Genomic DNA, 14,595 nt, shown 5'->3' with positions numbered 1-14,595 from the left:
CTAAAAAACTATAGTTATGTCATTAGTAAAATTTAAAAGAAGAAGACCTTTTGGAAGTCTAATGAAGTCAGACTTCTTTGACATGGACGATTTCTTCGACAATCGTTTTTGGGGTGACGATTTCATAAGGGGACGTTTCTGGAACGGCAAGACCATTGCCCCTGCTATGAATATCAAAGAGACCGAAGACGATTTTGAGATAGAACTGGCTGCCCCAGGCTTTGCCAAAAAAGACTTCAATGTGACCCTTGAAAACGGATGTCTTAACATCTCAGCCGAGAAAACCGTTTCCGAAGAGGAGAAAGAGGAAAACTATACCCGAAGAGAGTTTAGCTATGACGCTTTTGAGCGTTCGTTACAATTGCCCGAAAGTGTAAAAGAAGAAGCTGTAAAAGCGAAATACAACGATGGTATATTAAGCTTTAAACTGGCAAAAAAAGAAGAATCTAAAAAACAAAAGCCCAAGGTGATAGAGGTCGCCTAGGCACCCCTCTTTTTAATTAGGTAGATCCCTGTTATCAAATTTCAATTGTAGACCGTTGACAGATTTGGTAACGGGGATCGGTTATGTATAACCTCCCAGGGCTAAACCAATGTGATGGCACCATGATACAAAAGCCCTTTTCCCTTTCCGTTAAAATTCTGCTGGAGAAGATGAGCTCCAATGCGGAGATCGGGTTAAGCCCTTCAGAAGTAAAACAACGTTTGACGCAATATGGGGAGAACACGGTTCCCGACAGTATGCAAAAGGGAAAACTCGAAATCCTTAAAGACCAATTTCTAGACCCCATCATCTTTATACTATTTTTTGCAGCCACGCTCGCCTTGATTTTCGGCGACTGGGCAGAAGGCGTGGCAGTCTGCATTGTTATCTTAATTACTGTACTTATTGGCTACTTTATGGAACTCAGTGCATTTCGTTCCCTGGAGTCCCTTCGCAAAATCGGCCGGGTGGAATGCAGTGTGCTCAGGCGAGGTGTGATCACAAGAATAAAAGCCTCACAACTCGTACCTGGTGATCTGCTGCTCCTTGAAGCCGGAGACGTAGTCGCTGCGGATGCACGCCTGATAGAGACGGAAAGCCTGGCCATTAGAGAAGCACAGCTGACGGGTGAAAGTGTCGCGGTTGAAAAAAACCAACAGATACTGCATCCTGAAACTCCCATCACTGAACAGAAGAATATGGTCTTTAAGGGTACAGTGGTAACCAGGGGACGCGGCAAAGGATTAGTGGTCGCAACCGGATCTGAAACCGAATTGGGCAAAATACAGCTATTGGGGGAACAGACCGAACGGCAAAAGACCCCTTTACAAAAAGAACTGGGTAAACTGGGCAGATGGCTCATATGGTTGATGCTGGCCTTTGTCTTACCTATTATCGTTTCGGGCTATCTCAGTGGTAAAGAGCTGTTGCTGATGATAGAGACTGGAATTGCTTTGGCGGTTGCGGCAATCCCTGAAGGCCTGCCCGTAGTCACTACCATTGCGCTTGCCAGAGGAATGATAAGACTTTCCAAAAGAAAGGTGATCATCAAACAGATGGAAGCCGTTGAAGCACTTGGTTCTACCACCATAATAGCCACGGATAAAACAGGTACGCTTACCGAAGACAATATGACGGTGCACAGCATTGCATTTGAGGGTGAACTGCACCAAGGTTTGCATTTACAGGAAGCAGAGTTATTTGGCATCAAAGCGGACCAAAAATCCATGGAGTTATTGATCTTGAATAGTATTCTCTGTAATGATGTTGTTCTGGACCCAAAAAGGTGGCGAGGTGATACCATAGACCTGGGATTACTCCGATTTGCAAAAAAATTGGGTAAAAATCCCAGCTACATTCGGTCACAGTTTCCCAGGGTAATGGAACTGCCATTTGACAATGAATTGAAACTCATGGCTACGGTTAACCAGACAGCCGAAGATGAATTCACCGTATTTGCAAAGGGTGCTTTTGAAAACATTGCCCAACATTGTAGCAAAATACTGGAAAAAGGACAGCACAGAACTTTTGACAATTTTGAGGAATGGAATGGTTTGATAGACGAATTGTCATCAAAAGGGCTGCGCACCCTGGCAATGGCCTACAAAAAACAAACTAATCTTCCCGCTAAAAACGAAATACTGAGTGAATTGGTGTTTATCGGGGCCATTGGCTTTATAGACCCTGCACGCAAAGATGTAAAAGACCTGATAGCGACTTATAACAAGGCGGGAATAAAAGTAGTGATGATAACCGGTGACCATCCCAAAACTGCAGAAAAAATTGCAGAGGATATGGGTCTCTGGCCTGATACGGCCGAAAGAAGATCTTCCTTAACAGGGACTGATTTGGATCGGCTTGATTTTACCTCAAAGAAAGCGAAAGAAGTTCTGTTGAATACTACCGTTTTTAGCAGGGCGACACCAAAACAGAAACTGGACCTGGTAAACTTCTACCAAAGGCAAAAGAACATCATTGGAATGTTTGGTGATGGTATTAATGATGTCCCAGCACTGGTAAAGGCGGATATTGGTATTGCCATGGGGCTAAGGGGAACAGAAGCCGCAAGGGAAGCTGCTGATGTCATTCTCAAAGACGACCGCTTTGGCGCCGTTGAGCTGGCCATACGACAGGGGCGAATCATCTATGAACATATCAGGCAATTCGTGGTATACCTACTTTCTTGTAATTTGGCTGAAATTATTTCGGTAGGTATTGCTGCCTCCTTTAATCTACCCTCACCACTACTACCCTTGCAGATCCTGTTTCTGAATTTGGTAACCGACGTTTTCCCGGCCCTGGCATTAGGCTTTGGAGAAGGGGAACAAGACGTTATGGCACGACCTCCAAGAAAATATAAGGAACCCATCATGACCGCAAAGCTTTGGGCTTCTACGGTAATCTATGGTATTTCAATTACCGCCGCCATATTGGGGATCACTATGTTTTCGCATTTTGAGCTGGAACTGCCCCCGGAAAAAATAAACAATATGGCCTTTTATACCCTTATCGTAGCCCAGTTGCTCAATATATTCAATATGCCCAAGAGGCATTTGTCCTTTTTCAAAAATGAAGTTACCAAAAACCCCTGGGTATGGGGTGCCATTGTGCTAAGTCTGGGTATTACCTTTTGTGCCTATGCTATTCCGGTGTCAGCCAGAGCACTTTCGTTAGTTTCTATAGGTTGGGAAGAACTCAAATGGACCATTTTGTTCGGTTTTAGCACTTTACTGCTAGCGCAATTAATGAAAAGAATAGGATTAACAACATGATTCAGGGCGGCTTTCAAAATGAAGATCTACAATATCTTGAGGGTGCCGTGATGGTATCCAATTAAAAAGGAATATGACCTTTATCATATTCAAGTAGTAGTTTACATTATAACTTTGAAAGACTCATAAGACCCTGCTAACCAGCTAAACCACGCAAGGGGCATGAAACCCTGCCACGCTTCATTATTAGTTTCATAACGCCCTTGAATTGTAGGAGTACCTAAAAGGAACCGCTAAGGCGGCGCCTTGAAAACAACATCAATCTAACAGCAATGTTATGAAAGCTGAGGACGACTTTAATGGCAATGCTATCTATGAAAGTCTTTTTGAACGAGACAGAAGACTCCGGACCCTGGTAAGCAATCTTCCAGGGGTAGTCTATCGTTGCAAGAACAACAGGAACTGGGACATGCAATTCATCAGTGACGGTTGCCTGAAGATAACAGGCTATACGGCAGAACAATTCTGCAATCCGAAAAGCGGTATTACATGGGGTGAAATCATACACCCGGAGGACAGGGAAAACGTTTGGGATACGATCCAAAAAGCGAACCAAAATAAAGAGCAGTTTCATGTAAACTATCGGATCTTAAACATTGACAAAGAAATTCGATGGATAAGTGAAACAGGGATTGGGATCAAAAAGGGTAACAAAAAAATTCAGTACGTAGAAGGCTTTATACAAGATATCACTGCCCAAATGGAGGCAGGCAATACCCTTGAAATCAGAAAAAGGGCCTTGGACGCTACGGCAAGCGGATTAATTATTGCTGACGCCAAATTAAACAGATTCCCTATCATCTATGTAAACAACGCCTTTGAACAAATAACAGGCTATACGAGCCAGGAAGTAATGGGCCTGAATTGTGATTTCCTGCAAAACGATGACAGGCATCAGAAAGAAATTGAGACCATAAGCAAGGCTTTAAGGTCTGGTAAATCGTGTCATGTTGTACTTCGCAATTACAAAAAAGACGGTAGCATGTTCTGGAATGAACTTTCTATCACCCCTGTAAGGAACAAAGTAGGTGAATTGACACATTTCATCGGGACCCAAAATGATATTACTACCAAAAAGAATCTTGAATTATTGCACCAGGCCAAGAGTGATTTGCTGGAAATGGTAATCAAACGAAGGCCGCTGCAGGAGACCACAAAGCGCATCCAGCAGATCCTGGAACAACAAATTCCCAATGCGAATATCGCCTTGATGATATTCAATAAGCAGAAGAACTCCCTGGAAAAAGTCACCTCACCTAATCTGCCTAAGGAATTTAGTGAGATGCTGGAAAATGTATCCGTTGAACCCAATTCTTGTTCTTGTGCCGTATCCGCTTACTTCAAACGAAAAGAAATCGCGGAAAATATTCTGGAAGATCCTTCATGGTTAAAATTCCGGGATCCGCTAGTTAAAAGTGGAATGAATTCGTGCTGGTCTTACCCAATGCTGGATGCCGAAGATAAAATTCTTGGAGTTTTGTCTGTCTTCCATCAACATCCCGGTATACCTGGTAAGGCAAATGAAGCATTGATAGAAGAACTGGCCAGCCTCGCAAGTGTGGCCATTGAACAAACTAATATCCGTGAGCAATTGCAGGATAATATTGAACAGCTGGCATTGTATTCTAAGGGTTTAGAGAAGGAGGTAGCAGAACGGACTAAGGACTTAAAAGAGGCCTTTAAAGAATTGGAGGTATCGAACTTTGAGCTCATTGGTCAGACTAAAGAGGCAAAAGCAGCTGAAATTCGAGCCGAAACCAGCGAGGCTATGCTTATGGAAATCGCAAAAAAGTTTCCTAAGGGGGTAATCTTATTGGTTGATGACAATATGTGCATCAACTTCATGGAGGGAACCGAACTAAGAGGTCTGCAAGAGCAGGTCTCCAGAACTGAAAATAAAAAGATCGATGAACTCAAGAGCTTTTCTGACAAGCGAAAAACACTTTTAAAAAAATACGTTCAGCGTACCCTTGCAGGTGAGCACCTGAGTTTTGAAACGAAATACCGCAATAACATCTATGGTGTTAACACTACTCCCCTATCCGTGGATAACGGCAACATCACCCATGCATTATTAGTCTTGCTGAATATATCCAAACGAAAGGAAAATGAGCGAAAGATCTTTGAGAACCTCAAAAAGGAAAGAGAATTGAGTGAACTCAAGTCGCGTTTTATAACCACTGCATCCCACGAGTTCAGAACCCCTCTTAGTGTTATTCTCTCCTCCGCCACCTTAATAGAAAAGCTAAATATGCCGGGTAAAGAAGAGAGACGTTTGGTGCACTTGCATCGAATACGGTCTAATGTACAGCATTTGGGGGTGGTGTTGAACGACTTCTTATCCCTGAGCAAACTGGAAGAGGGAAAGACCACCGCGGAGTTTAAAAAGTTTGATTTGGTGGCGTTTTCCAGGTCTGTAATAGAAGAAATTGAGACACACAAAAAACACGGGCAGGTCATTATTTTCGAGCACAACCTACCCAAAACAGAAGTGCTGCTTGATAGTAAATTAATGCATCATATTCTTTTAAACCTGCTTAGCAACGCTGTAAAATATTCTCCAAAGAACAAGCAAATCACCCTTAAAATTGAAAGCGAAGCCCAAAAGATCTCCATTTGGGTTATCGACGAAGGGATAGGTATCCCAGAGAGCGAACAACAGCACCTTTTTCAGCGTTTTTTCAGGGCCAAAAACAGCCTGAACATCAGCGGAACTGGCTTAGGGTTACATATTGTTAAACAATATGTTGAGCTCATGAACGGAGAACTAAGTTTTGAAAGTAAAGAAAATGTAGGCAGCACCTTTAAAATGGTGTTTCCCCAAAAACACTGGAAACTATGAAAAAAATACTAGTCATTGAAGACCACAAAGATGTTCGTGAGAACACCGTAGAAATTCTTGAATTGGCGGATTATGACGTAATTGCCGCGGAAAACGGGAGAACAGGGATTGAAATGGCCAAGGAGCAACTACCAGATCTTATCGTTAGCGATATCATGATGCCGGAAATGGACGGGTATATGGTACTGGAGGCCCTGAGTCAGGACATTAAAACCGCAGGTATTCCGTTCATTTTTTTGACAGCAAAAGACGGGAAAAGTGATATGAGAAAAGGCATGAACCTGGGAGCAGATGACTATTTGTACAAACCCTACGACCCACAGGAGTTGTTGGATGCGGTGAAAATACGGCTGAAAAAAAATGACTTTCTTCAACAGCAATTCTCAAAGACAGCCATGGGGATGAACAGTTTCTTCAAAGAGGCTTCCAACTATCTCGGTATGGAATTGCTTTCCAAAAACAGAGCATCCAGGGAATACGGTAACAGGGAGGTAATTTATCAGGAAGGCGATGCCGCACACCATCTTTATTTTATTCAGGAAGGTAATGTAAAGACCTTTAGAGTAACCGAATCCGGAAAGGAAATGGTGACCGGTATGTACGGGAAGGGGGATTTTATTGCGCAACTTTCACTTCTGAACAGTTGCGGAACATACCTGGAAACGGCTACCGCTTTAGAACATGCCAGGGTGTTTAGTATTCCGAAGGAAGACTTTACAAAACTGGTGTATAAGGACAGGGCGGTGTCCAATAAATTTCTGGATATCATATCGAATGATATGGTGCAACTGCAGGAGCAATTGGTAGCCATCGCCTACTCATCCGTAAAGCAGCGTGCCGCTAAGGCTTTGCTTGAACTTCATGAAAAGGGTTTCATTGAAGATGAGCATCATAAGGGTGTTGATATTCTTAGAGAGGACCTGGCGGGAATGATTGGTACTGCCAAAGAAACTGCAATTAGGGCCCTCACTGAGTTCAGGGAAGAGGGATTGGTAGGTATCGGAAAAAAAAGAAGGTTAATACTTTTAGATAAGAATCGCCTGCGCTCCATTGCTGATTTTGGTATATAACCCGCCTGGTTGCTACAGGGTAAAAACAAGAACAGGGAGCGGATGCTCCCTGTTCTCTATGAAAAAACTAATTCTATCAAACACAAACAATCAATTGTCTACAGAAACTTACTGCTAAGAATCAATAATCAATAGATTTTCATGAGTGAATGAATCGGTTCTTTCACTATGGCATTATCATTTTTCAATGACAATAACCATTTATTTATAAAAGACCAGGGATACCGAAGTAACCCTGGTCTCCGCGAACATTACATCTATTTCATAGCTACTAACATTCATTCTCTTCGACCTGCCGCAAGACAGATCTCAAAAAACGAAACGACCTATGTAATAATTGGGATGTTCACTCGAGCCATGGCCATATTGCTATGACCTAGGCGTATGACTTCAATATTTTAAAGAACTTCTTGATTTAATTATAGCGCTAATATATGTTGAACATAATGGCTGCAAAATGATCTGGATCAATGCGGCTTAATTTTTATGTTAAAAACAGAAATCATCCAACGCCCGGGTTCCGAATGATGCTAATCATTTTCAATTGCATAAGCATGGGTTTACTTTGTCCTGATAAACTGCCCCCGACATGAAGAACACTATTGCGCTACTTTTTGCAATCTCCGCCATACTGTGTGTTAGCAGTTGTGGTCCGGTGATCGTTTCCCACCGGTTAAGCGATCCTCCACCACCCTGGTTTTATCCCAACAGAATAGAAACCGTAAGGTATGTTTATTTCCCGGAGCATCTGGTCTATTACGACCTGTCTTTGAGAACCTATCTTTATTTGGAAGGGGGCGTTTGGGTATCGGTCAATGTATTGCCCAGAAGATTCAATAACATAAACCTCAGGCGGAGCAGGTATATACGCATAAGGGATTACCACGGTGACGATATCAAAAGGTATCATCAGGAAAATCATTTAAACAGAGGTCGAAGTAACAAAAGTAACAGGCTAAAGAGAAGCAATGACAGAAGAAGAACGAATTGAGTTAAGAATAAAAAACACAATCCCATGAAGACGCCACTACTAATGTTAGCCATGCTTTTGTTTTTTGGATGTAATTTCCAGGAAAAAGAAAGTAAAATTGAAGACGCCAGTGAACAAGAAAAAACCGGTATTCAGCCCAAAGAACGTTCACAAGTTCATAAAGAGTACGATGAACACGGCAATCTTATCCGCTATGATTCTATTTACAGCTGGTCTTACTCCAACATTGATGGAGACTCTGTTGTCGTAAACCTGGATAGCATTATGGATGCATTCAGAAACTATTTCAACAATTCCTCTCCTTTTGAATGGAACGACGATTTTTCCTATTTCCCCAGGCCTGACTCCCTGTTTTTAAAAGACTTTTTCAAGGATGATTATTTCTTACAACATTGGGAAGATCAGGATTTCAATGTGGAAGAAATGATAAAGAAAATGGATTCAACCCGAAACGCGTTCCTGCGCAGATTTCACCCTGGGCTGTTGGAGTCCTCTAAAGACAGTATCTAGAACCTAAAGTTTATTCATAATCCTTGTTCATGCAGAACGAAAACATCATAAAATGGCTTTTGAAAGGAGATGTCTCCATACAATATCAGGTTTATAAAGACCTGCTGGGAGAGGAGCGCAAAGATTTAAGGGATAGGATCGCAACAGAAGGTTGGGGTGCCGAATTTCTCGCTAAAAGAAACGACAATGGACATTGGGGGCAAAAATTCTATCAACCGAAATGGACTTCCACGCACTATACACTATTGGATCTTAAAAACCTCTGTATCTCCCCTGCCAATGAAATCATTCAGGAATCCGTCGAGCTTATTGCAGATACGGAGAAAGGCATTGATGGCGGCATTAATCCATCCCCGAATATTCCATTTAGCGACCTCTGTATTAACGGTATGTTTTTGAATTATGCCTCTTATTTTCTTTTGGATGAAACCAAGCTTGAATCCATTATCGATTGCATACTGTTGCAAAAGATGGCAGACGGCGGTTTTAATTGCAGATTTAACCGTTTTGGGGCAAGACACGGATCTATGCATACCACGATCTCTGTGTTAGAAGGTATCGCAGAATACCGATTGAATGGTTATCAATATCGCCTGGAGGAGCTAAAAGAGTCAGAACTGTCAGCACGAGAATTTCTTCTGATGCACCAACTTTATTTGTCTGATAGAACAGGCAAAGTTATTAATCCGGATTTTTTACGGTTGTCGTTTCCGGGTCGATGGCGCTACGATATTCTAAGGGCTCTGGACTACTTTCAATACTCCCAAACGCCATGGGACTGCAGAATGCAACCGGCAATTGACCTGCTCTTGAAGAAACGCCGAAAAGACAATCGCTGGCGTTTACAAGCCAAACATCCGGGTAGGGTACATTTTGAAATGGAAAAAGCAGGTCGGCCAAGCAGATGGAATACCCTGCGAGCCATGCGCGTTCTGCAGCATTACGGCATAGGTGCCAAAAAGGAAGAACAAGTCCTCTATTTTAAATGAGACGAAGAATAATTCTACTGTTTTGGATGTAATGAAACTGCAACCCTATGGAAAGATCTTATCGTCCAGAATAAAAATTTAAACAAATAATATAGAAAGCCATGAGCAATACCATAGAAACACAAAAAGATGAATGTTGCCCTACTTTCCATCCTGAAAAATGGGATGAAAAGACATTTGATTGGGAAAACAAACCCTTTATTGAAGAGTCGGTTCCTTCATTTTTGCACATACCGTCAAAAAAAATGCTTGGAAAGAAGATAAGAAAGATGATGAAGTTGGCTGAGGATTCGGATAAAATAGCTGAGGACAAAACGGAGGTTTTACTATTGTTTATGGACCCTCACGCCTTTAAATCGAATATCTATTTATCGGTAAAGGACGCTGTTCCCAATGCCAAAAACACCACCCTAACGGGTAAATTTATGACTAAGGTATTCGATGGCCCTTTTAAGGCAATTCCAAAGTTTATCAAACAAATGGATGTCTACTTAAAAGACAAAATGAGACGTGCGGAAGATTATTATGTACACTACGCCTATTGTCCCAAATGCTCAGAGGAAAGAGGAAAGAACTATATGGTTTTTTTCGCCAAAGTAAATTCCTAGCACTTAAACCTGATTATATAGGCGTATTTCGGTTCCTGGATTTTTCGATCTGATAAATGGAGATATCTAATGAAATGAACCAAAGAATAAAGCTCGCAAACGTAATTTTCTGAATAACCGGAAGTGCCTTTATATAGATGCCGGTTTCGTAGATATAGTAATTGACAAAAAAGATCAAAAGGCAAAAAACACCCAGATAAAACAGTCCGCGGTACCTGATCCTGTACAATTCAATAAAAGAGCTGATCAATGCCACTACCCCTAATGCCCCGGCGATCCGTACGATAATATCATGATTTCCGGCAGCCAAAAAGAGGATTATGATCGAAGCGAGCATTCCTGAAGACTGCATGATACGTTGGTTAATATTCTTTAGTTCAAACAGCCTTGGCAGATTATACCAGAATACTACAAGGCTAAGGCAAAGCACCAACAGGGCGAGGCGTGCAAAAACTCTTGCCGAATTCAAGACGCCTCCAACACTATAAGTATCCAAAAGATCACAGAGGTAATTGTGCCAAAAACTAAAGCCCTCGTGATAGGGGTTTGAATGTGATCCACCCGGATAGCGTATAGCGGCAATAATATAAAGAAGAATAAACAGCAGCATACCCGTTAAGGGCAAAAGCGCCAAAGAAACCCGATTTTTTCTAAAAACAAGCATTTTATGTCTCCTTTTCCCGGATCTAATGCACAAACTGACAAGAACTCAGGCGGAGTTGTTAGAGTAATGTCGTGAAGTATCTTAAGAAAAGGAATGATAGCCGTCAGTAAACGCCACATGCCCTGCCCGGCATTATTTGCAGGTTTGTATTAACTGCAGGGCCTTGCAGCCTGCCATAAATGGCCATCCGGCACGAATGATCCACGTCATTGCCAATGGAGCCCCAACAAAATAATTTTACCGGGAGAATGAATAACATTCAAAAATCTGATTATTAATTCAAGTATTATACGTTATGAAAAAATTACTGTTAGGTATACTCGCTATTGGACTTACCATCCAATCGTATTCACAGGTAGTAAAAACTGAAAAACTATCAGAGGTGGTTGTTTATGCGACCAACTATAAATACCTCAACAATGTGAATACCCAGGAAGTTGCTTCCATACCCGTTCAAATGCTGGAAAGAAAGGTGGCTTCTTATGACATTAAGAACTCAGACATTTATCACGACGAATATGACTACTACGAAGTAGCCTTCTATATTCCGGAGGGTAAAATCCTGGCAGCTTACGACAAGGATGGCCAGCTGATGAGAACGGCCGAGAAGTTCAGGGATATCAACTTACCCAATACTGTGAAGAAAGCTGTTTTGGATCGATTCCCGGGGTGGACTATTACCAAAGATATCTACCTGGTAAATTATCACGACAAAAAAGGTGTAACCAAAAAATACAAGCTTAAGCTTGTAAATGGTGACAAGGTCTTGCGGGTAAAAACAGATGCCAGTGGCAACTTCCTCTAATACGACTTATTAAAAAACACATTAGTCATGTCAGTTTTAAAAGTAATAGAGATATTAGGAAACTCCACCGAGAGTTTTGAAGATGCCGTTCAGAACATTTTAAATGAGGTTTCAAAAACGGTAAGAGACATTAAGTCTGTATATATTAAAGATATGCAGGTCACTGTTGAAAACAACCAAATTGCCCAGTACAGGGTAAACGCCAAAGTGTGTTTTGGTATTCTTGAAACCGAGAACACCTAGATAAATAAAGGGCATCTCAACCTAGCCGGGGTGCCCTTGAATATTTGTTACATCAACTATAATATTTCCCTAAACTATTAATTATGAACACACTAGAGCTATTCGACAGTCATGTGGAGGACTACGAGGCCTGGTATGACAATTATCCTGCCGTTTACGAATCAGAAATCAACGCCCTGCGGGAACATTTTCAGAAATTGCCCGAAAACATCAGGGGCATTGAGGTAGGACTGGGCACGGGACGGTTTGCTAAACCTCTGGGGATCAAAGAAGGGGCAGAACCCTCTCAGGCCATGGCCGCTGTTGCAACAAAACGGGGGATCCAGGTTGTTGATGGGGTTGCCGAAAATCTACCTTATGGCGATCTGCAATTTGATTTCGTGCTATTTGTAACGATCTGCCACTTCAATAACGTAAAGTCTGCCATTGAGCAGGCATATCGCGTACTCAAACATGGCGGTAGCCTGATTATTGGATTTTTAGACAAAGACCAGGCCATCGCCCAACAATATATCGCAAAAAAACAACGCAGCGTATTTTATCGCAAAGCCAGATTCTACCGTACTGCCCATGTGGTTAAAATGCTGGAGGATGTTGGCTTTAAGAACCTGGAATTCAATCAGACACTCTTTGATGATCTGGAAAAAATTGGCAGCCCGCAAATCCCAAAATCAGGATATGGAAAGGGCTCCTTTGTAGTGGTTAAAACAACCAAAAGATGATTATTGAACACTTATCACATACCGCGGATGAAGCCATAAAAGTAGAAGGCTTTGGATTGGACGATCTATTTAGAAACGCTCTGAAAGGCATGAACAATATCCTGAAAAAAGGCTTTTGTGACACAGTGAAAAGGTTTGACTGCCAAATGCAGATAGAAGTAGAATCTACAAGCAAAACCTGTTTACTAATTGACTTTCTCTCAGAGATCCTGACACTTTCTTATGTCCAAAAAGCCATCTTCTGTGGGGTATACTTCTCACACTTTTCCAAAAACAAGCTCGTTGCCACGGTCTATGGTACCTGGTTCGATCAATTTGAAGAGGAAATAAAGGCCATCACTTATCACGAAGCCCATATTCGGCGTACTGAGAAAGGTCTCTGGGAAACCTGTATCATTTTCGATGTTTAATGATGCAAAAGGTAGCCAAAGAACATATCATTAAGCTGGAGGATTACTTTTGGGAGATCCCAAAATCGTTTAGGGCTGATATGTTGGTACCGGCCCAGATCCTGGCATTCGAAGAACTGCTGGACGACATAATTGAGGACAGGTCCCTGAATCAACTGGTAAATGTGGCCACCTTACCGGGAATCAAAAAGGCAGCACTGGTCATGCCGGATGTGCATGAGGGCTATGGCTTTCCTATTGGCGGAGTGGCCGCTACTTCACATCCTGATGGCGTGATCTCACCTGGAGGCATAGGCTATGACATCAACTGTGGGGTAAGACTACTCCGATCAGAATTGCAACTGGAGGATATCCGGGAACAACTCGGACCATTGTCCAAAGAACTATATGAACAGATCCCCTCAGGGATGGGTCAGGGTGGGAACATCCGGCTTTCCCTGGAGGAATTAGACCAGGTGCTGAGCCAGGGTGCGGCTTGGGCTATTGAAAACAATTATGGCATTGAAGAAGATCTCAAATTCACCGAGAACAAGGGAAAAATGGAATTCTCAGACGAACAATTCGTTTCGGTAATGGCAAAGAACAGAGGTAGTGACCAATTAGGCACTATTGGCTCAGGTAATCATTTTGTAGAGGTAGATTATGTCAGTGAAATATATGACCAGGAGGTTGCCCGGGCTTTTGGCCTGGAAAAGGGTCAAATCGTTGTGCTCATTCATACCGGCTCACGGGGTCTCGGCCACCAGGTGGCTACAGATTACATTAGAAAAATGATGAGTGCTATGGCTGACTATGATATCAAACTTCGGGACCGGGAGTTGGCCTGCGTACCGTTCAACTCTGAGGAAGGACAGGAGTATTTTAAGGCCATGTGCGCGGCGGCGAATTATGCCTGGTGCAATAGACAAATTATCACCTGGGAAGTAAGAAAGGCATGGGAAAACGTTTTTGGCAAAAAGGGTGGCTTTTTAAAAGTCTTATACGATGTGGCTCATAACATTGCTAAAATCGAGGAACACACTATAGCGGGAAAGGAACAAAAGGTCATCGTTCACCGAAAAGGTGCCACAAGGGCCTTTGGTCCCGGATCCAGGGAACTTCCTGAAGCATATCGCGATTTCGGGCAGCCTGTGATCATCCCCGGTAGCATGGGTACCTGTTCTTATGTACTGGCAGGAAGCCACAGAAGTAAGGAAATTACCTTTGGTTCCTGTTGTCATGGTGCAGGCAGGCGCCTCTCAAGACGGGAAGCTAAAAGACAGGTAAATGCCCCCAACCTTAAAGAAGAATTGCAGGAAAGGGGCATACATATTAAGGCAGGATCTTTTAGAGGCATTGCGGAAGAAGCTCCGGTGGCCTACAAGGATGTCAATATGGTCGTAGAAACCGTGCATACTTCAGGTGTAGCCAAAAAAGTGGCCAAACTGAACCCGGTTGCTGTGATTAAGGGTTAAATCGGATCAACATTAAATCGAACTCTGGAGCC

The 14,595-nt window shown here is 42.5% G+C and carries 14 protein-coding genes; 13 read left to right on the top strand and 1 reads right to left on the bottom strand.

Features of this window, described 5'->3' with window-relative positions:
- Positions 1-16: 16 nt before the first annotated feature.
- The 8 genes from GTQ38_RS09705 (at position 17) to GTQ38_RS09670 (ending at position 10,265) form a co-directional block, all read left to right on the top strand.
- The gene (locus tag GTQ38_RS09705) at positions 17-484 is read left to right on the top strand and encodes an Hsp20/alpha crystallin family protein (protein WP_161435317.1); all 468 of its coding nucleotides are present in this window, start codon (positions 17-19) and stop codon (positions 482-484) included.
- 83 nt (positions 485-567) lie between these two features.
- Complete coding sequence (locus GTQ38_RS09700) at positions 568-3,255, top strand: cation-translocating P-type ATPase (RefSeq protein WP_238857886.1); 2,688 nt, start codon at positions 568-570, stop codon at positions 3,253-3,255.
- 277 nt (positions 3,256-3,532) lie between these two features.
- Complete coding sequence (locus GTQ38_RS09695) at positions 3,533-6,097, top strand: PAS domain S-box protein (RefSeq protein WP_161435316.1); 2,565 nt, start codon at positions 3,533-3,535, stop codon at positions 6,095-6,097.
- Positions 6,094-7,167, top strand: a complete 1,074-nt coding sequence (locus tag GTQ38_RS09690) for a response regulator (protein ID WP_161435315.1) — start codon at positions 6,094-6,096, stop codon at positions 7,165-7,167. The genes GTQ38_RS09695 and GTQ38_RS09690 overlap by 4 nt, the downstream gene beginning before the upstream one ends.
- Before the next feature lie 589 nt (positions 7,168-7,756).
- Positions 7,757-8,158, top strand: a complete 402-nt coding sequence (locus GTQ38_RS09685; RefSeq protein ID WP_161435314.1) for a hypothetical protein — start codon at positions 7,757-7,759, stop codon at positions 8,156-8,158.
- 24 nt (positions 8,159-8,182) lie between these two features.
- A complete protein-coding gene (locus GTQ38_RS09680) occupies positions 8,183-8,668 on the top strand; it encodes a hypothetical protein (protein ID WP_161435313.1) in 486 nt (161 codons plus the stop codon).
- A 29-nt stretch (positions 8,669-8,697) separates the two neighbouring features.
- A complete protein-coding gene (locus GTQ38_RS09675) occupies positions 8,698-9,657 on the top strand; it encodes a hypothetical protein (protein WP_161435312.1) in 960 nt (319 codons plus the stop codon).
- Positions 9,658-9,758: 101 nt separating this feature from the next.
- Positions 9,759-10,265: a hydrolase gene (locus tag GTQ38_RS09670; protein ID WP_161435311.1), complete on the top strand. Its 507-nt coding sequence runs from the start codon at positions 9,759-9,761 to the stop codon at positions 10,263-10,265.
- A 13-nt stretch (positions 10,266-10,278) separates the two neighbouring features.
- On the opposite strand, the gene GTQ38_RS09665 is transcribed toward GTQ38_RS09670, so the two are convergent.
- Positions 10,279-10,929: a hypothetical protein gene (locus tag GTQ38_RS09665; RefSeq protein ID WP_161435310.1), complete on the bottom strand. Its 651-nt coding sequence runs from the start codon at positions 10,927-10,929 to the stop codon at positions 10,279-10,281.
- 295 nt (positions 10,930-11,224) lie between these two features.
- On the opposite strand from GTQ38_RS09665, the gene GTQ38_RS09660 reads away from it, so the two are divergent.
- From GTQ38_RS09660 to GTQ38_RS09640, 5 genes are all read left to right on the top strand, one after another.
- Positions 11,225-11,734, top strand: a complete 510-nt coding sequence (locus GTQ38_RS09660) for a nicotinate-nucleotide adenylyltransferase (RefSeq protein WP_161435309.1) — start codon at positions 11,225-11,227, stop codon at positions 11,732-11,734.
- 27 nt (positions 11,735-11,761) lie between these two features.
- Positions 11,762-11,977 carry a dodecin family protein gene (locus GTQ38_RS09655; protein ID WP_161435308.1) on the top strand — a complete coding sequence of 72 codons (216 nt, stop codon included), beginning with the start codon at positions 11,762-11,764 and terminating at the stop codon, positions 11,975-11,977.
- Between the two features lie 83 nt (positions 11,978-12,060).
- A complete protein-coding gene (locus tag GTQ38_RS09650; RefSeq protein WP_161435307.1) occupies positions 12,061-12,699 on the top strand; it encodes a class I SAM-dependent methyltransferase in 639 nt (212 codons plus the stop codon).
- Positions 12,696-13,109, top strand: coding sequence for an archease (locus tag GTQ38_RS09645; RefSeq protein ID WP_161435306.1), 414 nt, complete (start codon positions 12,696-12,698; stop codon positions 13,107-13,109). Before GTQ38_RS09650 ends, GTQ38_RS09645 begins: the two co-directional genes overlap by 4 nt.
- Complete coding sequence (locus GTQ38_RS09640) at positions 13,109-14,563, top strand: RtcB family protein (protein WP_238857885.1); 1,455 nt, start codon at positions 13,109-13,111, stop codon at positions 14,561-14,563. Before GTQ38_RS09645 ends, GTQ38_RS09640 begins: the two co-directional genes overlap by 1 nt.
- Positions 14,564-14,595 lie beyond the last annotated feature (32 nt).

This window comes from Poritiphilus flavus (genome assembly GCF_009901585.1).
GTDB lineage: Bacteria > Bacteroidota > Bacteroidia > Flavobacteriales > Flavobacteriaceae > Poritiphilus > Poritiphilus flavus.
This window is presented reverse-complemented; position numbering and strand designations above follow the sequence as displayed.

Coding starts and splice junctions, on each gene's coding strand:
- GTQ38_RS09705 (WP_161435317.1), top strand. CDS start 17: ATGTCATTAGTAAAATTTAAAAGAAGAAGACCTTTTGGAAGTCTAATG.
- GTQ38_RS09700 (WP_238857886.1), top strand. CDS start 568: ATGTATAACCTCCCAGGGCTAAACCAATGTGATGGCACCATGATACAA.
- GTQ38_RS09695 (WP_161435316.1), top strand. CDS start 3,533: ATGAAAGCTGAGGACGACTTTAATGGCAATGCTATCTATGAAAGTCTT.
- GTQ38_RS09690 (WP_161435315.1), top strand. CDS start 6,094: ATGAAAAAAATACTAGTCATTGAAGACCACAAAGATGTTCGTGAGAAC.
- GTQ38_RS09685 (WP_161435314.1), top strand. CDS start 7,757: ATGAAGAACACTATTGCGCTACTTTTTGCAATCTCCGCCATACTGTGT.
- GTQ38_RS09680 (WP_161435313.1), top strand. CDS start 8,183: ATGAAGACGCCACTACTAATGTTAGCCATGCTTTTGTTTTTTGGATGT.
- GTQ38_RS09675 (WP_161435312.1), top strand. CDS start 8,698: ATGCAGAACGAAAACATCATAAAATGGCTTTTGAAAGGAGATGTCTCC.
- GTQ38_RS09670 (WP_161435311.1), top strand. CDS start 9,759: ATGAGCAATACCATAGAAACACAAAAAGATGAATGTTGCCCTACTTTC.
- GTQ38_RS09665 (WP_161435310.1), bottom strand. CDS start 10,929: ATGCTTGTTTTTAGAAAAAATCGGGTTTCTTTGGCGCTTTTGCCCTTA.
- GTQ38_RS09660 (WP_161435309.1), top strand. CDS start 11,225: ATGAAAAAATTACTGTTAGGTATACTCGCTATTGGACTTACCATCCAA.
- GTQ38_RS09655 (WP_161435308.1), top strand. CDS start 11,762: ATGTCAGTTTTAAAAGTAATAGAGATATTAGGAAACTCCACCGAGAGT.
- GTQ38_RS09650 (WP_161435307.1), top strand. CDS start 12,061: ATGAACACACTAGAGCTATTCGACAGTCATGTGGAGGACTACGAGGCC.
- GTQ38_RS09645 (WP_161435306.1), top strand. CDS start 12,696: ATGATTATTGAACACTTATCACATACCGCGGATGAAGCCATAAAAGTA.
- GTQ38_RS09640 (WP_238857885.1), top strand. CDS start 13,109: ATGATGCAAAAGGTAGCCAAAGAACATATCATTAAGCTGGAGGATTAC.